21 protein-coding genes are annotated in these 26,773 nt (G+C 71.3%); 12 read left to right on the plus strand and 9 right to left on the minus strand.

Translation table 11 applies throughout. From position 1 onward, the window contains the following. The first annotated feature begins 46 nt into the window (after positions 1-46). From AB0D85_RS06195 to lgt, 7 genes are all read left to right on the plus strand, one after another. Positions 47-316, plus strand: coding sequence for an HGxxPAAW family protein (locus tag AB0D85_RS06195; RefSeq protein ID WP_362314344.1), 270 nt, complete (start codon positions 47-49; stop codon positions 314-316). Positions 317-394: 78 nt separating this feature from the next. Next, the gene (locus tag AB0D85_RS06200) at positions 395-856 is read left to right on the plus strand and encodes a DUF2752 domain-containing protein (protein WP_362314346.1); all 462 of its coding nucleotides are present in this window, start codon (positions 395-397) and stop codon (positions 854-856) included. A 147-nt stretch (positions 857-1,003) separates the two neighbouring features. After that, on the plus strand, positions 1,004-1,813 hold the full coding sequence (gene trpC / locus AB0D85_RS06205; protein WP_362314349.1) for an indole-3-glycerol phosphate synthase TrpC: 810 nt from the start codon (positions 1,004-1,006) through the stop codon (positions 1,811-1,813). A 300-nt stretch (positions 1,814-2,113) separates the two neighbouring features. Beyond that, complete coding sequence (gene trpB, locus AB0D85_RS06210) at positions 2,114-3,397, plus strand: tryptophan synthase subunit beta (RefSeq protein ID WP_362314352.1); 1,284 nt, start codon at positions 2,114-2,116, stop codon at positions 3,395-3,397. Further along, the gene (trpA, locus tag AB0D85_RS06215) at positions 3,394-4,212 is read left to right on the plus strand and encodes a tryptophan synthase subunit alpha (RefSeq protein ID WP_362314355.1); all 819 of its coding nucleotides are present in this window, start codon (positions 3,394-3,396) and stop codon (positions 4,210-4,212) included. Before trpB ends, trpA begins: the two co-directional genes overlap by 4 nt. A gap of 111 nt (positions 4,213-4,323) precedes the next feature. Then, entirely contained in the window at positions 4,324-5,100 is a 777-nt protein-coding gene (locus tag AB0D85_RS06220) for a thioredoxin domain-containing protein (RefSeq protein ID WP_362314357.1), read from the plus strand. A 92-nt stretch (positions 5,101-5,192) separates the two neighbouring features. Then, complete coding sequence (gene lgt, locus AB0D85_RS06225; protein WP_362314360.1) at positions 5,193-6,197, plus strand: prolipoprotein diacylglyceryl transferase; 1,005 nt, start codon at positions 5,193-5,195, stop codon at positions 6,195-6,197. Positions 6,198-6,292: 95 nt separating this feature from the next. Here lgt and AB0D85_RS06230 read toward each other — a convergent pair whose 3' ends face one another. The 7 genes from AB0D85_RS06230 to AB0D85_RS06260 are packed head-to-tail and all read right to left on the minus strand — an operon-like array spanning position 6,293 to position 14,476. Next, the gene (locus AB0D85_RS06230; RefSeq protein ID WP_362314363.1) at positions 6,293-7,114 is read right to left on the minus strand and encodes a CoA ester lyase; all 822 of its coding nucleotides are present in this window, start codon (positions 7,112-7,114) and stop codon (positions 6,293-6,295) included. Continuing rightward, the gene (locus AB0D85_RS06235; protein WP_362314365.1) at positions 7,111-8,313 is read right to left on the minus strand and encodes a CoA transferase; all 1,203 of its coding nucleotides are present in this window, start codon (positions 8,311-8,313) and stop codon (positions 7,111-7,113) included. The genes AB0D85_RS06230 and AB0D85_RS06235 overlap by 4 nt, the downstream gene beginning before the upstream one ends. Before the next feature lie 11 nt (positions 8,314-8,324). Further along, positions 8,325-9,218 carry a ribokinase gene (gene rbsK / locus AB0D85_RS06240; protein ID WP_362314367.1) on the minus strand — a complete coding sequence of 298 codons (894 nt, stop codon included), beginning with the start codon at positions 9,216-9,218 and terminating at the stop codon, positions 8,325-8,327. Beyond that, positions 9,215-10,663 carry an ADP-ribosylglycohydrolase family protein gene (locus tag AB0D85_RS06245; RefSeq protein WP_362314370.1) on the minus strand — a complete coding sequence of 483 codons (1,449 nt, stop codon included), beginning with the start codon at positions 10,661-10,663 and terminating at the stop codon, positions 9,215-9,217. Before AB0D85_RS06245 ends, rbsK begins: the two co-directional genes overlap by 4 nt. Beyond that, complete coding sequence (locus AB0D85_RS06250; protein WP_362314373.1) at positions 10,651-11,826, minus strand: ADP-ribosylglycohydrolase family protein; 1,176 nt, start codon at positions 11,824-11,826, stop codon at positions 10,651-10,653. The genes AB0D85_RS06245 and AB0D85_RS06250 overlap by 13 nt, the downstream gene beginning before the upstream one ends. A gap of 8 nt (positions 11,827-11,834) precedes the next feature. After that, entirely contained in the window at positions 11,835-12,971 is a 1,137-nt protein-coding gene (locus AB0D85_RS06255) for an ADP-ribosylglycohydrolase family protein (protein ID WP_362315194.1), read from the minus strand. Further along, positions 12,950-14,476, minus strand: coding sequence for an ADP-ribosylglycohydrolase family protein (locus AB0D85_RS06260; protein ID WP_362314375.1), 1,527 nt, complete (start codon positions 14,474-14,476; stop codon positions 12,950-12,952). Before AB0D85_RS06260 ends, AB0D85_RS06255 begins: the two co-directional genes overlap by 22 nt. A 308-nt stretch (positions 14,477-14,784) precedes the next feature. Between AB0D85_RS06260 and AB0D85_RS06265 the strand changes: the two genes are divergently transcribed. The 5 genes from AB0D85_RS06265 to AB0D85_RS06285 all read left to right on the plus strand — a co-directional run bounded on the left by AB0D85_RS06265 (position 14,785) and on the right by AB0D85_RS06285 (position 24,582). Next, complete coding sequence (locus AB0D85_RS06265) at positions 14,785-15,516, plus strand: VIT1/CCC1 transporter family protein (RefSeq protein WP_362314378.1); 732 nt, start codon at positions 14,785-14,787, stop codon at positions 15,514-15,516. A 374-nt stretch (positions 15,517-15,890) separates the two neighbouring features. Then, positions 15,891-20,486, plus strand: coding sequence for a glutamate synthase large subunit (gltB, locus tag AB0D85_RS06270; RefSeq protein ID WP_362314380.1), 4,596 nt, complete (start codon positions 15,891-15,893; stop codon positions 20,484-20,486). Continuing rightward, complete coding sequence (locus AB0D85_RS06275; RefSeq protein WP_362314383.1) at positions 20,479-21,939, plus strand: glutamate synthase subunit beta; 1,461 nt, start codon at positions 20,479-20,481, stop codon at positions 21,937-21,939. Before gltB ends, AB0D85_RS06275 begins: the two co-directional genes overlap by 8 nt. Positions 21,940-22,087: 148 nt before the next feature. Then, positions 22,088-22,813: a VWA domain-containing protein gene (locus tag AB0D85_RS06280; RefSeq protein WP_362314386.1), complete on the plus strand. Its 726-nt coding sequence runs from the start codon at positions 22,088-22,090 to the stop codon at positions 22,811-22,813. 137 nt (positions 22,814-22,950) lie between these two features. Next, positions 22,951-24,582, plus strand: a complete 1,632-nt coding sequence (locus tag AB0D85_RS06285) for a cytochrome bc complex cytochrome b subunit (RefSeq protein ID WP_362315197.1) — start codon at positions 22,951-22,953, stop codon at positions 24,580-24,582. 59 nt (positions 24,583-24,641) lie between these two features. Here AB0D85_RS06285 and AB0D85_RS06290 read toward each other — a convergent pair whose 3' ends face one another. Both AB0D85_RS06290 and AB0D85_RS06295 read right to left on the minus strand, forming a co-directional pair. After that, positions 24,642-25,589, minus strand: coding sequence for an acyl-CoA dehydrogenase family protein (locus tag AB0D85_RS06290; protein WP_362314389.1), 948 nt, complete (start codon positions 25,587-25,589; stop codon positions 24,642-24,644). Between the two features lies 1 nt (position 25,590). After that, positions 25,591-26,730, minus strand: a complete 1,140-nt coding sequence (locus tag AB0D85_RS06295) for an acyl-CoA dehydrogenase family protein (RefSeq protein ID WP_362315199.1) — start codon at positions 26,728-26,730, stop codon at positions 25,591-25,593. Positions 26,731-26,773: the final 43 nt, after the last annotated feature.

Raw genomic sequence — 26,773 nt, forward strand, 5'->3', positions numbered from 1 at the left:
AGGACGAGCGTCCGGAAGGACACGTACGAGCAACGAGGAGCAAGTCATGGCGGGCAGCAGCCACGGTCACACCCCGGCCGCCTGGACCGGCGTCACCATCGCCTTCATCGGTTTCTGCGTCGCGGGCGCCTTCATGGTGATGGCCCAGCCGCTCGGCTTCTGGGCCGGCATGGTGATCGTGGTCCTCGGTGGTGTCGTGGGCATGGTCATGCGGTCCATGGGTCTTGGTATGCCGAAGCGGGACAACGGTGGCGCCCTGGTGATGTCGCACTCCGCCCCGGTCGTCACCCGCGAGCCGGTCGCCGCCGAGGGCTGACCGACCAGAGCTTTTCCGAGGAGGGGCGCCCGAATTCGGGCGCCCCTCCTCGCGCGTGTGCCGACCGTACGGGGCACAATGCGAGGCGTGAACGCCGACAGCCACAGCGCAGCCGCGACCGCAGCCGCCCCGCCGGCGCTGCCCTCCCTCCGGGGACGGCTGGCCGTGCCCGCCGGAGTGATGGCCGCCGTCGTCGGGGCCTTCGCCTATGTCGGCACCGTCGACCCCAACCAGCCCGGCCACTACCCGGTCTGCCCCCTCTACCGGCTCACCGGTCTGTACTGCCCCGGCTGCGGCGGCCTGCGCAGCGCGCACGCGTTCGTCCACGGGGACTTCCTGGCCGCGCTGCAGGACAACGCGGCGGGCGTCGTCGCCTATCTGGCCTTCGCCGTGGTGTGGACCGTCTGGGTGGTGCGCGCGGTGCGCGGCCGGCCCGCCCGGATCGAGCTCAGGCCGGTGCAGATGTGGAGCCTGGGCGTGTTGGTGCTGGTCTTCACGGTTGTCCGGAACCTGCCCTTCGGTGGCTGGTTGCATCCTTGATCAACTTGTGAACGTCCAGGTAATGGGACCGCGGTCCATCGGATGTGAGGCCTACGCCGTCCTCCGGATACCATCGCAGTGACCATGAGTTTTTTGGCTCATGGGATTTGACCGCCTGGAAGAACCGTCCGAAAGGGGGCCGCTCGCGTGAGTGTGCTCGACGAGATCATCGACGGAGTCCGTGCCGACCTCGCGGAACGGCAGGCACGCGTCAGCCTCGACGAGCTCAAGGAGCGCGCGGCGAAGGCGCCTGCCGCCAAGGACGGTGTGGCCGCGCTGCGCGGTGAGGGCGTCAAGGTCATCTGTGAGGTCAAGCGCTCCAGCCCGTCCAAGGGCGCGCTGGCCGCGATCGCCGACCCGGCCGGGCTCGCCGCGGACTACGAGGCGGGCGGCGCGGCCGTCATCTCGGTCCTGACCGAGCAGCGCCGCTTCGGCGGCTCGCTGGCCGACCTGGAGGCGGTCCGGGCCCGGGTGGACATCCCGGTGCTGCGCAAGGACTTCATCGTCACGTCGTACCAGCTGTGGGAGGCCCGCGCGTACGGCGCCGACCTCGCGCTGCTGATCGTCGCCGCCCTCGACCAGCCGGCCCTGGAGTCGCTGATCGAGCGCGCGGTCTCCATCGGCCTCACCCCGCTCGTGGAGGTCCACGACGAGGACGAGGTCGAGCGCGCGGTGGACGCGGGCGCCAAGGTGATCGGCGTCAACGCGCGCAACCTGAAGACCCTGGAGGTCGACCGCTCCACCTTCGAGCGGGTGGCCCCCGAGATCCCCGACCACATCGTCAAGGTCGCCGAGTCCGGCGTCCGCGGCCCGCACGACCTGATCGCCTACGCCAACACGGGCGCCGACGCGGTCCTGGTCGGCGAGTCCCTGGTGACGGGCCGCGACCCCAAGTCGGCGGTGGCCGACCTGGTGGCGGCGGGCGAACACCCGGCACTGCGGCACGGCCGGAGCTGATCACCCGGTAGGCTGAACCCGATGACTCTCACGGTGACGACGACAGTGGACCGGTACGCCCGCCTGGCGCGCGGCTGCCGCCCGAGGGGCTGCCGAGCCCCTGCGAGGCGTGTCCACGGCCGTCGCGTGCGGTACGTCATCGGCGACGAACCCGGGCAGGTAAACGGCCGCCGATGGCAGCGCGCCCTTTAGGGGCGCGGGGAACTGCGCGACAAGCCACTGACGGCCCGCAGCCGACAGACAAACCCCTCGCCCCACGGCGAATAGTGTCTTTCCACACACTCACCGTGAGGTTTCCGCATGCCCAGCGACTACTTCTTCCCTGCCCCGGAGGGCCAGGTGCCCAGTGCCGAGGGCTACTTCGGCGCATTCGGCGGCAAGTTCATCCCGGAGGCCCTCGTCGCCGCCGTGGACGAGGTCGCCGTCGAGTACGACAAGGCCAAGCACGACCCCGAGTTCGCGCGCGAGCTCGACGACCTGATGGTCCACTACACCGGCCGCCCCAGCTCCCTCACCGAGGTCCCCCGCTTCGCGGAACACGCGGGCGGCGCCCGGATCTTCCTCAAGCGCGAGGACCTGAACCACACCGGCTCGCACAAGATCAACAACGTGCTCGGCCAGGCCCTGCTCACCAAGCGCATGGGCAAGACCCGGGTGATCGCGGAGACCGGCGCCGGCCAGCACGGCGTCGCGACGGCGACGGCCTGCGCCCTGTTCGGCCTCGACTGCACCATCTACATGGGCGAGATCGACACCCAGCGGCAGGCCCTCAACGTGGCCCGGATGCGCATCCTCGGCGCCGAGGTCATCGCCGTGAAGTCCGGCAGCCGTACGCTCAAGGACGCCATCAACGAGGCGTTCCGCGACTGGGTGGCCAACGTCGACCACACCCACTACCTCTTCGGTACGGTCGCGGGACCGCACCCCTTCCCGGCCATGGTCCGCGACTTCCACCGGGTCATCGGCGTCGAGGCCCGCCGCCAGATCCTGGAGCGCGCCGGCCGTCTCCCCGACGCGGCGATCGCCTGCGTCGGCGGCGGCTCCAACGCCATCGGCCTCTTCCACGCGTTCATCCCCGACGAGGGCGTTCGCCTCATCGGCTGCGAGCCGGCAGGCCACGGCATCGAGACCGGCGAGCACGCGGCCACCCTCACCGCCGGCGAGCCCGGCATCCTGCACGGCTCCCGGTCCTACGTCCTGCAGGACGAGGAGGGCCAGATCACCGAGCCGTACTCGATCTCGGCCGGTCTGGACTACCCGGGCATCGGCCCGGAGCACTCCTACCTCAAGGACTCCGGCCGCGGCGAGTACCGCGCGGTCACCGACGACGCGGCCATGCAGGCCCTGCGCCTGCTGTCCCGCACCGAGGGCATCATCCCGGCCATCGAGAGCGCCCACGCCCTCGCCGGCGCCCTGGAGGTCGGCAGGGAACTCGGCAAGGACGGGCTGATCGTCGTCAACCTGTCCGGCCGCGGCGACAAGGACATGGACACGGCCGCGCGCTACTTCGGCCTGTACGACACCGATGCCGAGGTCGCGGCCGACGCCGCCGGCACCGCCGAGATCGCGGGGGACGCCAAGTGAGCGGGAACATTCAGCTGCTGTCGGACACCCTCGCCGGTGCCCGGACCGAGGGCCGCGCCGCACTCATCGCCTACCTCCCGGCCGGGTTCCCGACCGTGGACGGCGGCATCGAGGCGATCAAGGCCGTCCTGGACGGCGGCGCGGACGTCGTCGAGGTCGGTCTGCCGCACAGCGACCCGGTCCTCGACGGTCCGGTCATCCAGACCGCCGACGACATCGCCCTGCGCGGCGGCGTCAAGATCGCGGACGTCATGCGCACGGTCAAGGAGGCCTACGAGGCCACCGGCAGGCCGATCCTCGTGATGACGTACTGGAACCCCATCGACCGCTACGGCGTCGAGCGCTTCACCGCCGAGCTCGCCGAGGCGGGCGGCGCGGGCTGCATCCTGCCCGACCTGCCGGTCCAGGAGTCGGCGCTGTGGCGGGAGCACGCCGAGAAGCACGGCCTCGCCACGGTCTTCGTGGTGGCGCCGAGCAGCAAGGACGAGCGGCTCGCGCAGATCACGGCGGCGGGCAGCGGCTTCGTCTACGCGGCCTCGCTGATGGGTGTCACCGGTACGCGTGAATCGGTCGGGGCGCAGGCCCAGGACCTGGTGGAACGCACCCGCGCCACCGGTGCCGAGCTGCCCGTCTGCGTCGGCCTCGGCGTCTCCAACGCGGCCCAGGCCGCCGAGGTCGCCGGTTTCGCCGACGGGGTGATCGTCGGCTCGGCCTTCGTGAAGCGGATGCTGGACGCGCCGGACCACGCGGCCGGCCTCGCGGCCGTCCGTGAACTCGCCGGGGACCTGGCGAAGGGCGTGCGCGGCCAGGCGTGACCCTCGGCGTACCTTTCGGGCACGTCAGGCACGACAGAACATTCGGTCACTCGAACGGGTGGACCTGGGACCGGGGAGGCGCGGTGCGCCTCCCCGGTTCGTTCTGGGGGTGTGAGCGAGAAGAATCGTGACGGAAAGCGGATGGCCCGCGAGCGACTGGCGGCCGAGCGCGAGAGGCAGAAGTCCGCGGAGAAGCGACGGCGCGCGCTGATCGTGGGCGCGAGCGTCGTCTGTGTCCTGGGCCTGGCCGCGGTGATCGGCGTGATCGCCGCGCACGCGGGCAAGGACAAGAACAGCGCGAGCTCGGGCCCGGTCGTGGCGCCCTCGGGCGCGCAGGGCAAGGACAGCCTCGCGATCCCGGTCGGCAAGGACGGCGCCAAGGCGACGCTCACCGTCTGGGAGGACTTCCGCTGCCCGGCCTGCCAGGCCTTCGAGACGGCGTACCGGCCGACGCTGCACGAACTGGTCGACTCCGGCAAGCTCAGAATCGAGTACCACCTGGTCACGCTGATCGACGGCAACCTCGGCGGCAGCGGCTCCCGGCACGCGGGCAACGCGGCGGCCTGTGCCCAGGACGCGGGCAGGTTCCGTGACTTCCACGACGTGCTGTACGAGAACCAGCCGAAGGAAACGGACGACGCGTTCTCCAGCGACGACAAGCTGATCGAGCTCGCGGGCAAGGTCGACGGGCTGGTCACGCCGACGTTCGAGAAGTGCGTCAGGAACGGCACGCACAACGCCTGGGTCGTGAAGTCCAACGAGGCCTTCCAGGCGGGCAAGTTCAGCGGCACGCCGACCGTCCTGCTGGACGGCAAGAACATCTACCAGGACCAGACCATGACCCCGGACAAGCTGAAGCAGCTTGTCGAGGACGCGAACAAGCAATAGAGGGGGGTAAGCGATTCTCACGCCCCTGTTATGGAGCCGTAGCCGGGCTGGTTGCCGTCGGCCCGGTCCGGCACGGTAGCGTCGACCCTGCCATGGAATATCTTGCCTACATTCCCAGCCCTTCGCGCGGAGTGATCCACCTCGGTCCCATCCCGCTGCGCGGCTACGCCTTCTGCATCATCATCGGTGTCTTCGTAGCCGTCTGGCTCGGAAACAAGCGCTGGATCGCCCGGGGCGGGCGGACCGGCACCGTGGCCGACATCGCGGTCTGGGCCGTGCCGTTCGGCCTGGTCGGCGGGCGTCTCTACCACGTGATCACGGACTACGAGCTGTACTTCAGCCAGGGCCGTGACTGGGTCGACGCGTTCAAGGTGTGGCAGGGCGGTCTCGGTATCTGGGGCGCGATCGCGCTCGGTGCGGTGGGCGCGTGGATCGGCTGCCGGCGCCGGGGCATCCCGCTTCCGGCCTACGCCGACGCCATCGCCCCCGGTATCGCCCTCGCCCAGGCGATCGGCCGCTGGGGCAACTGGTTCAACCAGGAGCTGTACGGCCGCGAGACGCACCTTCCGTGGGCCCTGCACATCACCTCCTCGGAGGGCGGCCGCGTCCCCGGCTACTACCACCCGACGTTCCTCTACGAGTCGCTGTGGTGCATCGGCGTCGCCTTCCTCGTGATGTGGGCCGACCGCCGGTTCACGCTCGGGCACGGGCGGGCGTTCGCGCTGTACGTCGCCGCGTACTGCGTGGGCCGCGGCTGGATCGAGTACATGCGCGTCGACGACGCCCACCACATCCTCGGTCTGCGGCTCAACGACTGGACCGCGATGATCGTCTTCCTGCTCGCGGTGCTGTACATCGTGCTGTCCACGAAGAAGCGGCCGGGCCGTGAGGCGGTGGTCGAGCCGGGCGTCGCCGAGGGTGACGTCGAGGCCGACGGCGAGACCGAGACGGTCGAGTCCGCTGAGTCTGCTGTGGCCGCCGAGGCGAAGGAGGCTCCCGAGGCGGAGGCTTCCTCCGAGGACGACAAGTCCGAAGCCGAGGACGAGGCCGCCGACGAGGTGAAGGACGAGGCGGGGTCGGGGACGAAGCAGAGCTGACCTGCTCCTGCTCCTGCTCCTTTTCCTGTACGACGAAGAGGGCGCCCGGGATCGAACCGGGCGCCCTCTTCGTGCGCGGAAGGACAACAGGAGGTCTAGCGGCGGTTGATCAGGGAGAGGGTCCTGCGGGCCTGGGCCACGACCGCCGCGTCGATGAAGCTGCCGTCCGGGAGGGCCTGGGCGCCCTGTTCCGTGGTGGCCGCCTTGATGACCGTCTCGGCCTGTTCCAGTTCCGCCTCCGTGGGGAGGTAGGCGCGTTCGATGATCGGGAGCTGGCGCGGGTGGATGGCGGCGCGGCCCAGGAAGCCCAGGGCGCGGCCGTGCGCGCAGGAGGCGGCCAGCCCGTTGAGGTCGCGGGTGTCGGGGTGGACCGACTGGGGCGGTGGCGCGAGGCCCGCCGCCCGCGCGGCGACCACGATCCGGGAGCGGGACCAGTCGAGCCCGATGTCGTCCCGTACGCCCAGGTCGGCCCGTAGATCCGCCTCGCCGAGGGAGATGCCCCGCAGTGCGGGATGGGCGGCGGCGATGGCGTAGGCGTGCTCGATGCCGAGGGCCGATTCGAGGAGGGCGTAGAGGGGGAGGGCGGTGGTCCGTTCGGCGATGTGCCGGATGTCGGCGGGGCCGGACACCTTGGGGAGCCGCAGGCCGTCGAGGCCGGGCAGGCCGAGCAGGGCCCGGAGGTCGTCCTTCGCCCAGGGTGTGTCCAGCGCGTTGATGCGGACGTGGACCGGGACCGCCTGAGGATGGGTGAGGAGGTCGGCGGTGGCGGCGCGGGCGCAGTCCTTGCGGTCGGGGGCGACCGCGTCCTCCAGGTCGATCACCACCACGTCCGCGCCGGAGGCCAGCGCCTTGGAGACGACCTGCGGCCGGTCACCGGGGACGTACAGCCAGGTCAGCGGGAAGTGGGGGGCGGTCATACGGCGCCCTCCTCGCGCAGGGCCCGTTGCTGCGCCCGGGTCAGGCCCAGTTCGGTGAGGACCTCGTCCGTGTCGGCGCCGTGCGGACGGCCGGTCCAGCGGATCGCGCCGGGGGTCGAGGAGAGCCGGAAGAGGACGTTCTGCATACGCAGCGGACCCAGCTCGGGGTCCGGGACGGTGGTGATCGTGTTCAGCGCCTGGTACTGGGGGTCCTCCATGACGTCCCGCACGTCCTGGATCGGCGCCACCGCCGCCTCCGCCTTCTCGAACTCGGCCAGCACCTCGGCGCGGGTGCGGGTGGCGACCCAGTCACCGACGGCCGCGTCGAGGACGTCGGCGTGCGCGGCCCGGTCGGCGCCGGTCGCGAACCACGGCTCGTCGATCAGCTCCGGGCGCCCGACCAGCCGCAGTACGCGTTCCGCGATCGACTGGGCGGAGGTGGAGACGGCGACCCAGCCCCCGTCCGCCGTGCGGTAGGTGTTGCGCGGGGCGTTGTTGGTGGAGCGGTTGCCGGTGCGCTCCTGGACGTAACCGAGCTGGTCGTACCAGGTGGGCTGGGGCCCGAGGACCGTCAGGATCGGCTCGATGATCGCCATGTCCACGACCTGGCCCTCGCCGGTACGGTCCCGGGCGGCGAGCGCGGTCATGACGGCGTACGCGGTCGCCAGGGCGGCGATGGAGTCGGCGAGCCCGAACGGAGGGAGGGTCGGGGGCGCGTCCGGTTCGCCGGTGATCGCCGCGAAACCGCTCATCGCCTCGGCGAGGGTGCCGAAGCCGGGCCGGTGGGCGTAGGGCCCGAACTGGCCGAAGGCGGTGACCCGGGTCAGGATCAGCCGGGGGTTGGCGGCGGACAGCTCCTCCCACCCCAGGTCCCACTTCTCCAGGGTGCCCGGACGGAAGTTCTCGATGATCACGTCGGCGGTCGCGGCGAGCTTCAGCAGCGTCGCGCGGCCACCGGGCTTCGACAGGTTCAGGGTGACGGCCCGCTTGTTGCGGCCGAGGATCTTCCACCACAGTCCGACGCCCTGCTTGGCCGGGCCGTGGCCGCGCGAGGGATCGGGCTTGGCGGGGTGCTCCACCTTGATGACCTCGGCACCGAAGTCACCGAGCAGGGTGGCGGCGAGGGGTCCGGCGAAGAGGGTGGCGAGATCGAGGACGCGCAGGCCGGAGAGGGGCTGGGGGTGTGTCGTCGTACTCATGGGTGTCGTACTCATGCGGTGTACTGGGCCTCGATCTCCGGGCGGTACGGCATCGACGTGGACGCCCCCTCCCGCTGCACGGCGAGCGCGGCCGCGGCGGCCGCCCAGGACAGGGCCTCGCGGACCGGCTTCTCCTCGGCCAGGGCGACCGCGAGGGCGCCGACGAAGGTGTCGCCCGCGCCCGTCGAGTCGACGGCGGTCACCCGGGGCGCGGGGATGACGAGGGGCTGGGCGTCGCGGGTGAGGTAGAGGCTGCCGGCCGCGCCCAGGGTGACGACGACCTGCGGCACCAGGTCGAGCAGGGCGGCGGCCGCGTCGCGTGGGTCGGCGCGGTCGGTGAGGGCCGCGGCCTCGCGCTCGTTGGCCACCAACAGATCAACGTTGTCGAGGAGTTCGGATGGGAGGGGGCGGACCGGGGACGGGGTGAGGATGGTGTGCACGCCGTGGCGGCGGGCGGCCTGCGCACCCGCCACGACCGCCGCCAGGGGAATCTCCAGCTGGAGCAGGAGCCTGTCGGCGGAGGCGATGACGCCCTCGTCGCCGGGGGAGAGATGGTCGACGGTGCCGTTCGCGCCGGGGACCACGACGATCGCGTTGCCGCCCTCGTCGTCCACGACGATGTGCGCGGTGCCGGAGGGGCACTCGATCGTGCGCAGCGAGTCGGTGTCCACGCCGGAGTGTTCGAGGGTCTCGCGCAGCCGGACGCCGTAGGAGTCGTGGCCGACCGCGCCGATCATCGACACGGTGGCGCCGGCGCGGGCCGCGGCGATCGCCTGGTTGGCGCCCTTGCCGCCGGGGATCGTACGGAACTCCCGTCCCGTCACGGTCTCGCCGAGCCGCGGGGCCCTCTCGGCGTACGCGACGAGGTCCATGTTGGTGCTGCCGAGTACGGCGATATGGGTCATGGGCGGGTCGCCTCCAGGTGGGTGAGGTGGGCGAGGGTGTCGAAGCCGGTGCCGTCGAAACCGGCGACGGAGGTGGCGAGTCGGTTCTTGAGGGGGTTCGTCCAGCGTTCGGGGAGGGCATCGGGGTCGCCCGCGAGGAGCCCGGCGACGGAGCCGGCGGTCGCGCCGTTCGAATCGGTGTCCCAACCGCCGCTCACCGCGCGGGAGACGGAACCGGTGAAGTCGCCGTCCGCGTGGGTGAGGGCGGCGGCGATCAGTGCGGTGTTGGGGATGGCGTGTACCCAGTGGTGGGTGGCGGCGTGGGTGGCGTGCAGTTCGTCCACGACGGTGTCGAAGTCGGCCTGCGTGCGCGCCAGTTCGATCGCGTGATCGATGGCTCGGGCGAGCCGTGAGCGGGGCGGGACGACGGCTCGGCCGCTGCGCAGGCAGGCGTGCACGTCATGGGTCCCGGTGGCGGCGGTCGCGACGACGGCCGCCGTGAACATCGCCGCGTAGACGCCGTTGGCCGTGTGGGTGAGGGTGGCGTCGCGGTGTGCCTGTTCGGCCGCGGCGGCCGGATCGCCGGGGTTGGTCCAGCCGTGCACGTCGGCACGGATCAGGGCGCCGATCCATTCGCGGAAGGGGTTGCGGTGGCGGGCGGTGCGCGGGGGTTCGACGCCGGAGAGGAGGTTGCGGTAGGCGATGCGTTCGGCGGTGAAGGTACGGCCGGCGGGGAGTTCGTCGAGCCAGAGCCGTGCCACGTCGCCGGTGGTGAAGTCCCGGCCGTGGCCTTGCAGGAGGAGGACGTTGAGGAGGGGGTAGTTGAGGTCGTCGTCCTCGGGCATGCCGTCGATGTTCTCGACGAGGGAGGTGGGGGCGGAGCGGCGGTTCCAGGGGTGGGCGAGGAGGAGCTCGGCCGGTACGCCGTGGGCGGTGAAGTAGTGGTTCAGGGGCCAGTTGCCGGTGGCCGCGGCGAGTTGGCGGATGGCGTGGAGGGGGAGTTTCTCTACGGGTTTGCCCAGGAGACAGCCGACGGCCCGGCCCAGCCAGGCGGCGTGGTAGGCGCGGGCGGGTGGGGGCTGGGGGCGGGTGGGTTCGCTGACCGGCGCCGGCAGGGTGCCGCTGCGACGTGCCCCGTCAGGGGCGCGGGGAACTGCGCGACCAGCCCCCACCGGCCCGCAGCCGTACGACGGCCACTCCGGACACAGCGCCTTGATCTGTGCCAGATCCGTCGGCTCGTACAACCTGCTCGGCAGATCCGCGAGTTCGTCCAGCAGATCCTCCGCCAGCTGGCGGAGATAGCGTGACGCCCGGTCCACCGACGCACCGGCTCGACTCGGCGCTTCCGCGCCCCCCGCTGCCCGCCACCGCGCCTCGACGGCCGACGGTTCCCGTCCGTCCTGCCGCGCCTGGCGCACCTCGTGGCCCAGCAGATCCTCCGGCTGGACCCAGGTCAGGCGGAGCACCCGGTCCCCCCGAGGCTCGTGAAGGACGCTTCGTGGGCGCGCCGGCGTTCCATGTCACGGGCGAAGACCTCCCGGGCCACGGCGGCCAGGACGCGCGCCGGCTCCCACAGGTCCAGCCGGCTCGCCTCCGCGACCCGCTTCGACCACTCCTCCGGTACGGCGGAGCCCAGCGCACCGGCGATCGCGCCCGCCATCGTCGCGATCGAGTCACAGTCCCGGCCGTAGTTGACGGAACCCAGGACGGCCCGGCGGTAGTCGCCGTCGGCCACCAGCAACATGCCCAGCGCGACCGGGAGTTCCTCGATCGCGTGCAGGCGGGAGGGACGGCGGGCGCCGAGGGAGGGGGCGCGGTAGTCGGGGCCGACCGTGTCGTACGGGGCGACCGCCCCCCGCAGCGGAGTCAGCGCCGACTCGAAGTCGGTGTGGTGCGAGGCCACTTCACAGACCTGTTCGATCGCCGTCCGTGTACCGTCCTTCGCCAGGGACAGACAGGTGGTGACGACGGAGTCCGGCGTCGCGCCGGGGGCGGCGGCCGCCGCCACCGCCGCCGCGAAGACGCCCGCGGCCTCCCTGCCGTACGACGACTGGTGGGCGCCCGCGACGTCCAGCGCCTCGGCGTACGCGGCACGCGGATTCGCCGCGTTGACCAGGCCGACCGGCGCCATGTACATCGCCGCACCGCAGTTGACGATGTTGCCGACGCCGGCCTCCCGGGGGTCGACATGGCCGTAGTGGAGACGGGCCGCCAGCCATTTCTCCGCGAGGAAGATCCGGTGGAGGGGGATGGTCTCCGTCTCCAGTTCCGGGATCCAGCGGGGGTTGGTCATCAGGTCGGGGACCAGGTGGTCGGCGACCGCGTACGCGTCGAGGTGGTCGCGTACGCGGTCGTACACCCGTACCAGCGCATGGGTCATCAACGTGTCGTCGGTGACGTGCCCGTCGCCCTTGTGGTACGGGGCGACGGGGCGGGCGGTGCGCCAGGCGTCGCCGTTCCAGGGGCCGACGATGCCGTGGACGCGGCCGCCGTGGCGTTCGAGGATCTGGTCGGGGGAGTAGCCCTCGACCGGGCCGCCGAGGGCGTCGCCGACGGCGGCCCCGACGAGCGCTCCGGTGATCCGGTCGTCCAGCGAAGCTCCGGCGCTTTCTTCTCCTTTGGGCGTCATGCACCGAATCATCCACCTGGACGGGCCGGTTGTGCTGCTTCCAGGAGTTCGGCGAGTTCCACGAGGTCGGTGCCGGTGAGGCGGGGAAGGGCGCAGCCGGAGAGGGTGCGGCAGGCGTCCCGCCAGGGCGCCGGGATCGAGTCGCCGCCGCCGAGGGCGCCGGTGAGCGCGCCGGCCAGGGCGGGGGCCGAGTCGGCGACCCTGGAGAGGCAGGCGGCGGCGGGCACGGCCTCGGCGATCCGGCCGCGCGCGGCGGTGGCGAGGGCGAGGGCGACCGGGACGGTCTCGGCGGCGGCGATGCCGTAGCTGTAGACGTGGTCGACGATTTGGTGTTCGAGGAGGGGGATCAGGGCGAACGCGGTGTCCGTGGTGCCGGCGAGGGTGAGGGCGTGGCGCGCGTTGCGGCCGATCTCGGTGGACTCGGGGAGTTCAGCGAGGGCCGTGGCCACACAGGTCTCGACCTCGGCGCCGATCAGGGCGAGGGCGACGGCCGCGGCCATCGCGCGGGCGCCGTGCACTCCGTCGCCGTCCTGGGTGTAGCGGGCGTCGAACTCGGCGAGGTCGGCGGCGCGTTGGGGATCGCCGGGGTGGGCGACGGCGAGCGCACAGGCGCGGACGCAGGCGGCGTCGTCGAAGTAGTGCGGGTTGTCGTGGCCGGTGGCGGGCGGGCGCAGGCCGGTGGCGAGGTTGCCGAGGCCGGCGCGGACGGAGATGCGGGCGCGCAGGGGGAGTACGGCCGACTCGATCTCCGGGGCGCGTTCCGCGGCGGCGGCGACCTCGGACGCGACGGCGGTCCAGGTGAGGTCGATGGCGGCGCGGGTACGGAGCTCACGGCTGAGGTCGCCGAGGAGGGTGTCGTCGCCGGCGCGCAGGACGGCTTCGGCGGCGAAGGCGGCCCATTCGGCGTCGTCGGAGGGGCCGAGGCGGAGCGGCTCGGGGGGTTGGTTGAGGGCGATGGGGACGGGGAGGGTGGTGGTCGCGTTCTGCTCCGCGAAGGTGTCGAGCTCGCGGGTGAGACGGCGGGTCCACTCCGGCATGCGGGCGGCGCGGTGCCGGGCGGAGGGCCAGCCGGCGGCGTCGCCCGCGGCGAGCCCGAGGAGGAGCCCCTCGATGTGCCGCCGGTTCACCGGTCCCCCTCGCCGCAGCCGACGCCCAGGGGGCTCCGCCCCCTGGACCCCCGAGACCTCACCCGCCCACCACCCGACTCGGTTGGCAGCAGGGCCGCCGCCGAGAGCCCCGGCTCGGTCGGCAAGGGATCCGCCGTCGGGAGTCCTGGCTCGGTCGGTAGAGAGGCCGCCGTCGAGAGCTCCGGCTCGGTCGGGAAGGAGTCCGCCGTCGGGAGTCCCGGCTCGGTCGGGAAGGAGTCCGCCGTCGGGAGTCCCGGCTCGGTCGGGAAGGAGTCCGCCGTCGGGAGTCCTGGCTCGGTCGGTAGAGAGGCCGCCGTCGAGAGCTCCGGCTCGGTCGGGAAGGAGTCCGCCGTCGGGAGTCCCGGCTCGGTCGGTAGAGAGGCCGCCGTCGAGAGCTCCGGCTCGGTCGGTAGAGAGGCCGCCGTCGAGAGCTCCGGCTCGGTCGGTAGAGAGGCCGCCGTCGAGAGCTCCGGCTCGGTCGGCACAGAAGCCGCCGTCGAGGGTCCGCCCTCGGTCCTCGCTCGCGCCGCCCCGATCACCAGCTCCGCCACCTCCAGCACATGCTGTCCCGCCATCGACGGCAGGCAGCTGCCCCGCGCCGGGCCGATCGCCGCCGCCCACTCCGCCGGGATCGCCCTCTCACCCCGCGTCGCCCCCGCCAGCGCGCCGGCCACCGCGGCCGTCGTATCCGCGTCGCGTCCCATGTTGACGGCCGTCAGCACCGCCTCCCGGAAGTCGCCGTCCGCCGCCGCGTAGGCGCCGAAGGCCAGGGCCACCGCCTCCGGGGCCAGGTCGGTCCACGGGTAGCCGCCGATGACGACCGCGGAGCGGACCGCCCGTTCGCCGCGGTGGGCCACCGAGACGGCCCGGCGCAGCGAGCGGGCCGTCCAGGAGTCGTCCGGCACCACCGCCAGCGCGGCCGCGACCACCGCCGTCGGCGGGGCTCCCGCCATCGCCGCCGCCACGCCCGCGGCCACCGCCTGGCCGCCGTAGATGCCCTCGCCCTCGTGGCTGACGGAGCCGTCGATGGAGACCAGCCGGGCCGCCTCGGCGGGGCGGCCCGCCGCGTAGACGCCGAAGGGGGCCGCCCGCATGGCCAGGCCGTCGCTCCAGGCGTGCCGGTGCTGGGCGGAGATGGGCGCGGCGAGGCCCCGGCGGAGGTTCTCCAGCGTGCCGCGTTCACTGAAGCCCGCGCCCTTGAAGGGGCCCTCGGCGCGGTCGGCGATCCACTCGTGCCAGGCGGCCTCCACATGGGCCGGGGTGAGTGCCGAGCCGTGCCGGGCGAGGAGCAGGCCGGAGAAGATCGCGTACTCCGTGTCGTCCGTACCGGCGGGGCTGTCGGTCACGTATCCGGTGATGCGGCCCCAGCGGGCGCGGATCTCGGAGGGCTTCATGTTCTCCGCCGGCGCCCCGAGCGCGTCGCCCACGGCCAGGCCCAGCAGTGCGCCCCGAGCCCGGTCGTGCAGTTCGGAGGCGGGCCCGTCGGGGGCGGGGACCGGCGGTGAGCAGACGATCGATGACATGGGCGGGCCTCTCCGGGAGGGGTCTCGCGCGGGGCGCGGAACCGTTTGCGGATGTGTCCCACCAACGGCGGTTGACCGCAGCCTCCGAGGCCTCTACATCACCCGGTCGACATTTGTGCAGCCTATCGCACAACTGAGCGGAGAGGGGTAAAGCCGCAGCTTAGCCCAGCCTTTCCTTGCTGGCGGAGGGGAATGGCGCGGCGTACTGTCAGCGTTGTCGAAAGATAGAACTTGTCCAAACTTAGCTTTGCCTCAGCTTATTCGGGGCCTGCTCCGCGCACCACTTCGAGACCTTTTGGGGGACCCTCATGGCCGTCATCGAGACCCAGGCGACACTGCACGAAGCCCACCGTGACAACCACACCCATCGTGATGTCAACGGAGGGTGGCTGCGGCCTGCCGTCTTCGGCGCGATGGACGGACTGGTCTCCAACCTCGCCCTGATGACCGGCGTGGCGGGCGGGGCCGTCGGTCACCAGACCATCGTCATCACCGGGCTCGCGGGTCTCGCGGCCGGCGCCTTCTCCATGGCCGCCGGCGAGTACACCTCCGTCGCCTCGCAGCGCGAGCTCGTCGAGGCCGAGCTGGACGTCGAGCGGCGGGAGCTGCGCAAGCACCCGCAGGACGAGGAGGCCGAGCTGGCCGCGCTGTACGAGGCGAGGGGTGTCGAGCCGGGGCTCGCGCGGGAGGTCGCCCGGCAGCTGTCCGCCGACCCGGAGCAGGCGCTGGAGATACACGCCAGGGAAGAGCTCGGCATCGACCCCGGCGATCTGCCCTCGCCGCTGGTCGCCGCCGTGTCGTCGTTCGGGTCGTTCGCGCTGGGCGCACTGCTGCCCGTGCTGCCGTTCCTGCTCGGCGCGACCGCGCTCTGGCCCGCCCTGCTGCTGGCGCTCGCCGGACTGTTCGGCTGCGGCGCCGTGGTGGCCAGGGTGACCGCGCGGAGCTGGTGGTTCAGCGGTCTGCGACAGCTCGCGCTGGGCGGTGCGGCGGCCGGTGTGACGTACGCCCTGGGCATGTTCTTCGGGACGGCCGTAGGATAGTGCGACTGGTACCTATGCGTTGGGCCGCATAAGTACCCGTTACCCGCTGGTTTCGAATGCTTAACCACTGGGCATGAGCCGTAAGCACCGCGGGCAACGACGCCTGTCGCACATCCGTGGGGTGACGATCGCGTTCACCCCGCCCCCTTGGACCGATGGACATTGATCTGTCCGGATCGGTCCCACACCACCTTCACCGCCTGGAGCGGTCCCTCGCCGTAAACCCCTGCGGCGTCCGCATGTTGAAACGGTGTATCCAGTTCCCGAGAACCGCTTCATCATGTAACCTGCGTGAAATTTCGCAACAAAAACGCAGAGGGCCAGCGTCGTCCCTCGGCACCTGCTATATGCCACTGACGACGACGGGAGAGCCGATGCGTACGCCGCGCCAGCCGTCCCAGCATTCCCCGAATGGCCGGAACTGGTCGTTCATGGATGCTCGCCCTGCTGCGCAGGGTATGTACGACCCCCGCAACGAGCGCGACGCCTGTGGCGTCGGCTTCGTGGCCACCCTCACCGGTGAGGCGAGCCATGCGCTGGTCGAACAGGCGCTCACGGTTCTGCGCAACCTGGAGCACCGCGGCGCCACCGGCTCGGAGCCCGATTCGGGGGACGGCGCCGGCATCCTCTCCCAGGTGCCGGACGCCTTCTTCCGCGAGGTGGCCGGATTCGACCTGCCGACGGCCGGCTCGTACGCCGTCGGTATCGCCTTCCTCCCGGAGGACGGCACCCAGGACGCCGTCTCGAGGATCGAGACGATCGCGGACGAGGAGGGCCTGACGGTCCTCGGCTGGCGCGAGGTTCCGGTCGCCCCGGGGCTGCTTGGCGCCACCGCCCGCTCCACCATGCCGGCCTTCCGGCAGGTCTTCGTCACCGACCACGCCAGCGAGGGCATCGCGCTGGACCGCAAGGCGTTCGTGCTGCGCAAGCGCGCCGAGCGCGAGGTGGGCGTCTACTTCCCGTCGCTGTCCGCGCGGACCATCGTCTACAAGGGCATGCTGACCACCGGCCAGCTGGAGCCCTTCTTCCCGGACCTGTCCGACCGCCGCTTCGCGTCCGCGATCGCGCTCGTGCACTCCCGGTTCTCCACGAACACCTTCCCGTCGTGGCCGCTCGCGCACCCCTACCGCTTCGTCGCCCACAACGGTGAGATCAACACCGTGAAGGGCAACCGCAACTGGATGCGCGCCCGCGAGTCCCAGCTGGTCTCCGACCTGTTCGGCCCGCAGGACAAGCTCGACCGCGTCTTCCCGATCTGTACGCCCGACGCCTCCGACTCGGCGTCCTTCGACGAGGTGCTGGAACTCCTGCACCTGGGCGGGCGTTCGCTGCCGCACTCCGTGCTGATGATGATCCCGGAGGCGTGGGAGAACCACGACTCCATGGACCCGGCCCGCCGCGCCTTCTACGGCTTCCACTCCACGATGATGGAGCCCTGGGACGGCCCCGCCTGCGTCACCTTCACCGACGGCTCCCAGGTCGGCGCCGTTCTCGACCGCAACGGTCTGCGCCCCGGCCGTTACTGGGTCACCGACGAGGGCCTGGTCGTCCTCGGCTCCGAGGTCGGCGTCCTCGACATCGACCCCGCCAGGGTCGTCCGCAAGGGCCGGCTGCAGCCCGGCAGGATGTTCCTCGTCGACACCGTCGAGCACCGCATCATCGAGGACGACGAGATCAAGGCGGGCCTCGCCGCCGCGCAGCCGTACGCGGAGTGGCTGGAGGCCGGCGAGATCGAGCTGGGCGACCTGCCCGAGCGCGAGCACATCGTGCACACCCACGCCTCGGTCACCCGCCGCCAGCAGACCTTCGGCTACACCGAGGAAGAGCTGCGCGTCCTCATCGCGCCGATGGCCAAGGCCGGCGCCGAGCCGATCGGCTCCATGGGCACCGACTCGCCCATCGCGGCGCTGAGCGAGCGCCCGCGGCTGCTCTTCGACTACTTCACCCAGCTGTTCGCGCAGGTCACCAACCCGCCGCTGGACGCCATCCGCGAGGAGCTCGTCACCTCGCTGCGCTCGTCCCTCGGCCCCGCGGGCAACCTGCTCGACCCGACCGCCGCGTCCTGCCGGTCCGTCGTGCTGCCCTTCCCGGTGATCGACAACGACGAGCTGGCCAAGCTCATCCACATCAACGCCGACGGCGACATGCCCGGCTTCAAGGCCGCGACCCTCTCCGGTCTGTTCCGGGTCTCCGGCGGCGGTGACGCCCTCGCCGCGCGCATCGACGAGATCTGCGCCGAGGCCGACGCCGCCATCGAGAACGGCGCCCGTCTCATCGTCCTGTCGGACCGCCACTCGGACGCCGAGCACGCGCCGATCCCCTCGCTGCTGCTCACCGCGGCCGTCCACCACCACCTCATCCGCACCAAGCAGCGCACCCACGTGGGCCTGCTCGTCGAGGCCGGTGACGTCCGCGAGGTCCACCACGTCGCCCTGCTGATCGGCTTCGGCGCCGCCGCGGTCAACCCGTACCTGGCCATGGAGTCCGTCGAGGACCTGGTCCGCGCGGGCACCTTCCTGCCGGGCATGGACGCCGAGAAGGCCATCCGCAACCTGATCTACGCCCTCGGCAAGGGCGTCCTGAAGGTCATGTCCAAGATGGGCATCTCCACGGTCGCCTCCTACCGCGGCGCCCAGGTCTTCGAGGCCGTCGGTCTCGAAGCGGGCTTCGTCGACAAGTACTTCAACGGCACCGCCTCCAAGATCGGCGGCGTCGGCCTCGACGTCGTCGCCAAGGAGGTCGCCGCCCGCCACGCCAAGGCCTACCCGGCCTCCGGCATCGCGCCGGCCCACCGCGCCCTGGAGATAGGGGGCGAGTACCAGTGGCGCCGCGAGGGCGAGCCGCACCTGTTCGACCCGGAGACGGTCTTCCGCCTCCAGCACTCGACGCGTGCCAACCGCTACGACATCTTCAAGAAGTACACGGACCGTGTGAACGAGCAGTCCGAGCGCCTCATGACGCTCCGCGGTCTGTTCGGCTTCAAGAGCGACCGTCCGTCGATCTCCATCGACGAGGTCGAGCCGGTCTCCGAGATCGTCAAGCGCTTCTCCACCGGCGCCATGTCGTACGGCTCCATCTCGCGCGAGGCCCACGAGACCCTCGCCATCGCCATGAACCAGCTGGGCGGCAAGTCCAACACCGGTGAGGGCGGCGAGGACCCGGACCGGCTGTACGACCCCGCGCGCCGCTCGGCGATCAAGCAGGTGGCTTCCGGCCGCTTCGGCGTGACCTCCGAGTACCTGGTCAACGCGGACGACATCCAGATCAAGATGGCCCAGGGCGCCAAGCCCGGCGAGGGCGGCCAGCTGCCCGGCCACAAGGTGTACCCCTGGGTCGCCAAGACCCGGCACAGCACCCCCGGTGTCGGCCTGATCTCCCCGCCGCCGCACCACGACATCTACTCCATCGAGGACCTCGCCCAGCTGATCCACGACCTCAAGAACGCGAACCCGAAGGCCCGGATTCACGTCAAGCTGGTCTCCGAGGTCGGCGTCGGCACGGTCGCGGCCGGTGTGTCCAAGGCCCACGCGGACGTCGTGCTCATCTCCGGCCACGACGGCGGCACGGGTGCCTCCCCGCTGACCTCGCTGAAGCACGCGGGCGGCCCCTGGGAGCTCGGCCTCGCCGAGACCCAGCAGACCCTGCTGCTCAACGGCCTGCGCGACCGCATCGTCGTCCAGACCGACGGCCAGCTGAAGACCGGCCGTGACGTGGTCATCGCCGCGCTGCTCGGCGCCGAGGAGTTCGGTTTCGCGACCGCGCCGCTCGTCGTCTCCGGCTGCATCATGATGCGCGTCTGCCACCTCGACACCTGCCCGGTCGGCGTCGCCACCCAGAACCCGGTGCTGCGCGACCGCTTCTCCGGCAAGGCCGAGTACGTGGTGAACTTCTTCCGGTTCATCGCCGAGGAGGTCCGCGAGATCCTCGCCGAGCTGGGCTTCCGCACCATCGAGGAGGCCGTCGGCCACGCGGAGGCGCTCGACGTCACCCGTGCCGTGAACCACTGGAAGGCGCAGGGCCTCGACCTGGCCCCGCTCTTCTACGTGCCCGAACTCCCCGAGGGCGCCTCGCTGCACCAGACCGTCGCGCAGGACCACGGCCTGGAGAAGGCCCTGGACAACGAGCTGATCAAGCTCGCCTCCGACGCTCTGGCCGCCTCCAGCGCCACCGACGCCCAGCCGGTGCGCGCCCAGATCAAGGTGCGCAACATCAACCGCACGGTCGGCACCATGCTCGGCCACGAGGTGACGAAGAAGTTCGGCGGCGCGGGTCTGCCCGACGACACCATCGACATCACCTTCACCGGCTCGGCCGGCCAGTCCTTCGGCGCCTTCCTGCCGCGCGGTGTCACGCTCCGCCTGGAGGGCGACGCCAACGACTACGTCGGCAAGGGCCTCTCCGGCGGCCGGGTCATCGTCCGTCCGGACCGGGCGGCCGACCACCTCGCCGAGTACTCCACCATCGCGGGCAACACCATCGCGTACGGCGCGACCGGCGGCGAGCTGTTCCTGCGCGGCCGGACCGGCGAGCGGTTCTGCGTCCGCAACTCCGGTGCGCTGGTGGTCTCGGAGGGCGTGGGCGACCACGGCTGCGAGTACATGACCGGCGGCCACGCGGTCGTCCTCGGCGAGACGGGCCGCAACTTCGCGGCCGGCATGTCGGGCGGTGTCGCCTACGTGATCGACCTGGACCGCGACAACGTCAACGTCGCTAGCGTGGACGCGATCGAGGCCTTGGACGACGCGGACAAGCAGTGGCTGCACGACGTCGTGCGCCGGCACGCCGAGGAGACCGGCTCGACGGTCGCCGAGAAGCTGCTCGCCGACTGGGACGCGGCCGTGCAGCGGTTCAGCAAGATCATTCCTGGCACTTACAAGGCAGTGCTCGCCGCCAAGGACGCCGCCGAGCGAGCGGGTCTCTCCGAGACCGAGACCCACGAGAAGATGATGGAGGCGGCGATCAATGGCTGACCCGAAGGGCTTCCTGAACCACGGCCGTGAGGTCGCCAAGACCCGCCCCGTCGCCGACCGTGTCCGGGACTGGAACGAGGTCTACGTCCCCGGCTCGCTGCTGCCGATCATCAGCAAGCAGGCCAGCCGGTGCATGGACTGCGGCATCCCGTTCTGCCACAACGGCTGTCCGCTGGGGAACCTGATCCCCGAGTGGAACGACTTCGCCTACCGCGAGGACTGGACGGCGGCCTCCGAGCGCCTGCACGCGACCAACAACTTCCCGGAGTTCACCGGTCGCCTCTGCCCGGCCCCGTGCGAGTCGGCCTGCGTGCTCGGCATCAACCAGCCGGCCGTGACCATCAAGAACGTCGAGGTCTCGATCATCGACAAGGCGTGGGACGCGGGCACCGTCGCCCCGCAGGCCCCCGAGCGCCTGTCCGGCAAGACCGTCGCCGTCATCGGCTCGGGCCCGGCGGGCCTCGCCGCCGCCCAGCAGCTGACCCGGGCCGGCCACACGGTCGCCGTCTACGAGCGCGCCGACCGCATCGGCGGCCTGCTCCGCTACGGCATCCCCGAGTTCAAGATGGAGAAGCGGCACATCAACCGCCGCATCGAGCAGATGCGCGCGGAGGGCACCCGCTTCCGTACCGGTATCGAGATCGGCGTCGACCTCAAGGCGACCGACCTGAAGAAGCGGTACGACGCGGTCGTCATCGCCGCCGGCGCCACCACCGCCCGTGATCTCCCCGTCCCCGGGCGGGAGTTGAAGGGCGTGTACCAGGCGATGGAGTACCTCCCCCTGGCCAACAAGGTCCAGGAGGGCGACTACGTGGTGTCGCCCATCTCGGCCGAGGGCAAGCACGTGGTCGTCATCGGCGGCGGCGACACAGGCGCGGACTGCGTGGGCACCGCCCACCGCCAGGGCGCGGCCTCGGTCACCCAGCTGGAGATCATGCCCCGCCCGGGCGAGGACCGCGCGCCGAACCAGCCGTGGCCGACCTTCCCGATGCTCTACAAGGTCACCAGCGCGCACGAGGAGGGCGGCGAGCGGGTCTACTCCGTCTCCACCACCCACTTCGAGGGCGACGAGGACGGCAACGTCCAGTGGCTGCACCTCGCCGAGGTGGAGTTCATCGAGGGCAAGCTGACCTCGAAGCCGGGCACCGAGCGCAAGATCCCGGCCCAGCTGGTCACCCTGGCCATGGGCTTCACCGGCACCGACCGGGTCAACGGTGTCGTGGACCAGTTCGGTCTCGACCTCGACGAGCGCGGCAACGTCGCCCGCGACGCCGACTTCCAGACCAACATCCCCGGTGTCTTCGTCGCGGGTGACGCGGGCCGCGGCCAGTCCCTGATCGTCTGGGCGATCGCCGAGGGCCGCTCGGCCGCCAAGGGTGTCGACCGCTTCCTCACGGGCGCGAGCGACCTCCCGGCCCCGATCCGCCCGACGGACCGCTCCCTGATGGTCTGACCCTCCAAGAGACGTCCCGTACAACGGCGTACGGAACACTGACGGCGCCTGCCCGCGAGTCCCCGACCGGACGATGGGCAGGCGCCGCCGCATGTCCGCTGATCAAGTAACCTCGGCCTCCCGACCGTGAAATGAGGGAGAGCAGGGCATGTCCGCGATCAGTCTCAGCAAGGTGGAGCAGACCGCGCCCGCCCTTGTCGGCGCCTATCGCTCCGCCGGAATCTCCCTCACCAAGCACGGACTCGGCGGCCTGCGTGCCGCCGTCTACCTGGTCGTCGACTACTCCGGCTCGATGAAGCCGTACTACGCGGACGGCAGCGTCCAGGCCCTGGCCGACCGGGTGCTCGGGCTCTCCGCGCACCTGGACGACGACGGCCAGGTCCCCGTCGTCTTCTTCTCCACCGACATCGACGCGGTCACCGAGATCAGGCTCGCCGAGCACCAGGGCCGTATCGAGAAGATCGCGGCCGGGCTCGGCCACATGGGCAAGACCAGCTACCACCTGGCGATGGACGCGGTCATCGACCACTACCTCGACAGCGGCGCCACCGATCCCGCCCTGGTCGTCTTCCAGACCGACGGCGGCCCCATCAACAAGCTCGCCGCGGAACGCTATCTGTGCAAGGCGGCCAAGCTGCCGCTGTTCTGGCAGTTCGTCGGCTTCGGCGACCCGGGCAGCAAACAGTTCGACTTCCTGCGCAAGCTCGACGAACTGGCGGTGCCGGGCAAGCGGGCCGTGGACAACGCGGGCTTCTTCCACGCCGGTTCGGACCCGAGGAAGGTGCCGGACGGCGAGCTGTACGACCGCCTCGTCGGCGAGTTCCCGCAGTGGCTGGCGGCGGCGCGGGCGGCGGGCATCGTACGGGCCGGCTGAGCCGGGGCCGACTCGGCCGACTTTACGCGGGACCGTTGGCTGTCGGGGTCCTGTCATGCCACCCTGAGGAGTGATCCGGCGGGGAGGCGACGCGACGTATGGACGACGCGGCACGAACGGTGAACGGCCAGGCACGGATGGGGAGTTTCACTGATTCCGCGCGCAGGGCGGATCCCCCGGCCAAGGGCGAGAAGCTCGCGGACTGGGCCGACAGCCGGCTGGGGCTGTATTCCCTGGCCAAGGCCAACATGCGCAAGGTGTTCCCGGACCACTGGTCCTTCATGCTGGGCGAGGTCTGCCTCTACAGCTTCCTCATCCTGATCCTCACGGGCATCTACCTCACCCTGTTCTTCGAGCCCAGCGGCGCCGAGGTCGTCTACCACGGCACCTACGGCCCGATGAACGGCATCATCATGACCAAGGCGTACGAGTCGACGCTGCACATCAGCTTCGACATACGCGGCGGGCTGCTGATCCGGCAGATCCACCACTGGGCGGCGCTGGTCTTCGTGGCCGGGATGTTCGTCCACATGATGCGGGTGTTCTTCACGGGCGCCTTCCGCAAGCCGCGCGAGGTCAACTGGCTGTTCGGCTGGACCCTGCTGTTCCTCGCCATCCTCACCGGTCTGACCGGCTACTCGCTCCCCGACGACCTGCTCTCCGGCACCGGCGTCCGGTTCGCCGACGGCGCGATCCTGTCGATGCCGATCGTCGGGTCGTACATCTCGATGTTCCTGTTCGGCGGGGAGTTCCCGGGCCACGACATCATCTCCCGGTTCTTCCCGATCCATGTCCTCCTGCTGCCGGGGATCATGCTCGGCCTGGTCGTCGCCCATCTGATCCTGGTCTTCTACCACAAGCACACCCAGTACCCGGGGCCCGGACACGACCAGAAGAGCGTGGTCGGCATGCCCTTCCTGCCGGTCTACATGGCCAAGGCCGGCGGGTTCTTCTTCCTGGTCTTCGGCGTCCTCGCGCTCATGGGCGGCATCGCCACCATCAACCCCGTGTGGGCGTTCGGCCCCTACCGCCCCGACCTGGTCACCACCGGCGCCCAGCCCGACTGGTACCTGGGCTTCTCCGAGGGCCTGATCCGGGTGATGCCCGGCTGGGAGATCAACGCCTGGGGCCACACCCTGGAGCTGGGCGTCTTCATCCCCTTCTCGATCTTCCCGCTGTTCCTGCTGGCCATCGGTGTCTATCCGTTCATCGAGGCGTGGATCACCGGCGACAAACGCGAGCACCACATCCTCGACCGGCCGCGCAACACCCCCGTGCGCACCGCCCTCGGCGTGGCCTGGCTGAGCGTCTACGTCGTCCTGCTGATCGGCGGCGGCAACGACGTCGTCGCCACCCATCTCCATCTCTCCATCAACTCGATCACCTGGTTCGTCCGGGTCTCCGTCTTCCTTGTCCCCGTCCTGGCCTTCGTCCTCACCAAACGGATCTGCCTCGGCCTGCAGCGCCGGGACCGCGACAAGGTCCTGCACGGCAGGGAGACCGGCCTGATCAAGATGCTCCCGCACGGCGAGTACATCGAGGTCCACGAGCCCCTCACCCAGGACCACCTGTTCACCCTCACCCAGCACGAACAGAACCCGCCGTACGAGATCGGCCCGCGCGAGGACGCGAACGGGGTACGGCGCAAGGTCACCGTCTCCCAGCGGCTACGGGCGAGCCTGGCCAAGGGAATGTTCGGCCCGGACACCCACATCCCGAAGCCGACGGAGCAGGAGTACCGGGAGATCACGAGCGGGGATCACCACTGAATCGCCCCTGTCTTTGAGGGGCGCGGGGAACTGCGCGACCAGCCCCCACCGGCCCGCAGTCAGCGACGATCGAGAACCACCCCTCTGCACTCTTCCGGCGTCCCCCAAGCAGCCCGCAGGGCCCGCGCCTTGGTCAGCCACAGCGACAGGTCGTACTCGGCGGTATAGCCGATCGCGCCGTGCAGTTGCAGAGCGGCCCCCGCACTCACACACGCCGCCTCGCACGCGCGCAGCTTCGCCGCGGCCGCATCCGACGGAGTCATCGTCACGGCCGCCCCGAAGACCAGCGGCCGGGCGAACTCAAGGGCGATCTTCGCGTCGGCCAGCCGGTGCTTGACCGCCTGGAACGACCCGATGGGCACCCCGAACTGGGTCCGCTGCCTGACATACGCCACCGTTCTGTCGAGCAGCGCGAGCCCCACTCCCAGCGCCTGCGCGGCCACGGCCAGCCGGGCCCAGGCGATCGCCCGCTCCAACGGCGGCCCGGCGTCGAGGAGTTCACCCCCCGCCAGGAGAGGCGTCAGCCGGCGCGCGGGGTCCAGGGAGCGACGCACCGGACCGGCGCCGGGGGAGAGCCGTAGGCCGTCCGGCGTGATCGCGAGCCGCGCGTCCGCCGCGTCCCCGTCCAGCGCGACCCCGCCGGACTCCACGGTCACCATCGTCCCGCCCGACGCGATCCCCGGCAGAAACCGCTTGGCGAGGTCCGCCCCCGCACCGAGCAGCACCGCCGCCGCCACCGTCTCCACCAACGGCCCCGGCACGGCGAACCGGCCCAACTCCACAAAAGCGAGGGCGAGTTCCACCGGCCGTCGGCCCGCTCCCTCGTACTCCTCCGGCACCGCCAGCCCGAACACCCCCGCCTCGGCGATACGGCCCCACAACGCCCGCCCGCTCGTCTGCTCCCCGCGGCTCCAGTCCCGTATCACCGTCGGTGTGTCCGCTGCTGTCAGCAGCGCCCGCAGGGAGCCGGCGAAGTCGCGCTGCTCGGTGTCGAGGAGGAAACGCATGTCAACGGCGTCCCTTCGGCAGGCCGAGCAGCCGCTCGGCGATGATGTCGCGCTGGATCTCGTTGGTGCCCGCGTAGATGGGACCGGCGAGCGAGAAGACGTACCCCTCGGACCACGGCGAGTCGGTCAACTCGCCGTCCGGGCCCAGCAGATCGAGCGCCGTCTCGTGCAGCGCGAGGTCCAGCTCGGACCAGAACACCTTGTTGAGGCTGGACTCCGGGCCCAGCGACTCGCCGTCCAGGAAACGGGAGGCGGCCGCGTAGGTGAAGAGCTGATACGCGCGGGCGCCGACGACGGCGTCGGCCACCCGGGCCGCGGCGGACTCCGGGGCGCCCCGCGCCCGCCAGAGGTGCAGCAGCCGGTCGGCGGCGGCCAGGAACCGGCCCGGCGACCGCAGCGTCAGGCCCCGCTCGTTGCCCGCCGTCGACATCGCGATCCGCCAGCCCTGGCCCGGTTCGCCGATCACGTCCTCGTCGGGCACGAACACCTCGTCCAGGAACAGCTCCGCGAACGCCGGTTTCCCGTCGAGCCGGCCGATCGGGCGGACGGTCACGCCCGGTGCGCGCAGGTCGAACATCAGGTAGGTGAGCCCCTGGTGCGGCTTCGCCGGCTGCGGCTCGCTGCGGAACAGGCCGAACGCGCGGTCGGCGAAGGCCGCCCGTGACGACCAGGTCTTCTGGCCGCCGATCAGCCAGCCGCCGTCCGTCCGCACGGCCCTGGAGGTCAGGGAGGCCAGGTCCGAGCCGGCCTCCGGCTCGGACCACGCCTGTGCCCAGACCACCTCACCCCTGGCCATCGGCGGCAGCACCCGCGCGCGCTGCTCCTCCGTGCCGTGGTCGAAGAGCGTCGGCGCGAGCAGGCTGACGCCGTTCTGGCCGACCCGGCCCGGCGCGCCCGCCGCGTAGTACTCCTCCTCGAAGACCAGCCAGCGGATCAGCCCCGCGTCCCGGCCGCCGTACCGCTCCGGCCAGGACACCACCGACCAGCGGTCCGCGGCCAGTTCGGCCTCCCAGCCGCGGTGCGCCGCGAAGCCCTCCGCGGTCTCCAGGGAGGGAAGCGGAGGATCGGGTACGTGCTCCGCCAGCCAGGCGCGGGCCTCGGCGCGGAACTCCTCGTCGGCCGGGGTGTGGGTCAGGTCCACGGTCGCCGTCACCATCCTTCCCTAACAAGTGTTTGGTAGGTTA

This window comes from Streptomyces sp. NPDC048277 (assembly GCF_040652235.1).
GTDB lineage: Bacteria > Actinomycetota > Actinomycetes > Streptomycetales > Streptomycetaceae > Streptomyces.

Excerpts from the sequence above, each read along its gene's own strand:
- AB0D85_RS06195 (WP_362314344.1), top strand. The coding sequence starts at position 47 with ATGGCGGGCAGCAGCCACGGTCACACCCCGGCCGCCTGGACCGGCGTC.
- AB0D85_RS06200 (WP_362314346.1), top strand. The coding sequence starts at position 395 with ATGCGAGGCGTGAACGCCGACAGCCACAGCGCAGCCGCGACCGCAGCC.
- trpB (WP_362314352.1), top strand. The coding sequence starts at position 2,114 with ATGCCCAGCGACTACTTCTTCCCTGCCCCGGAGGGCCAGGTGCCCAGT.
- lgt (WP_362314360.1), top strand. The coding sequence starts at position 5,193 with ATGGAATATCTTGCCTACATTCCCAGCCCTTCGCGCGGAGTGATCCAC.
- AB0D85_RS06230 (WP_362314363.1), bottom strand. The coding sequence starts at position 7,114 with ATGACCGCCCCCCACTTCCCGCTGACCTGGCTGTACGTCCCCGGTGAC.
- AB0D85_RS06235 (WP_362314365.1), bottom strand. The coding sequence starts at position 8,313 with ATGAGTACGACGACACACCCCCAGCCCCTCTCCGGCCTGCGCGTCCTC.
- rbsK (WP_362314367.1), bottom strand. The coding sequence starts at position 9,218 with ATGACCCATATCGCCGTACTCGGCAGCACCAACATGGACCTCGTCGCG.
- AB0D85_RS06250 (WP_362314373.1), bottom strand. The coding sequence starts at position 11,826 with ATGACGCCCAAAGGAGAAGAAAGCGCCGGAGCTTCGCTGGACGACCGG.
- AB0D85_RS06260 (WP_362314375.1), bottom strand. The coding sequence starts at position 14,476 with ATGTCATCGATCGTCTGCTCACCGCCGGTCCCCGCCCCCGACGGGCCC.
- AB0D85_RS06265 (WP_362314378.1), top strand. The coding sequence starts at position 14,785 with ATGGCCGTCATCGAGACCCAGGCGACACTGCACGAAGCCCACCGTGAC.
- gltB (WP_362314380.1), top strand. The coding sequence starts at position 15,891 with ATGCGTACGCCGCGCCAGCCGTCCCAGCATTCCCCGAATGGCCGGAAC.
- AB0D85_RS06275 (WP_362314383.1), top strand. The coding sequence starts at position 20,479 with ATGGCTGACCCGAAGGGCTTCCTGAACCACGGCCGTGAGGTCGCCAAG.
- AB0D85_RS06280 (WP_362314386.1), top strand. The coding sequence starts at position 22,088 with ATGTCCGCGATCAGTCTCAGCAAGGTGGAGCAGACCGCGCCCGCCCTT.
- AB0D85_RS06285 (WP_362315197.1), top strand. The coding sequence starts at position 22,951 with ATGGGGAGTTTCACTGATTCCGCGCGCAGGGCGGATCCCCCGGCCAAG.
- AB0D85_RS06290 (WP_362314389.1), bottom strand. The coding sequence starts at position 25,589 with ATGCGTTTCCTCCTCGACACCGAGCAGCGCGACTTCGCCGGCTCCCTG.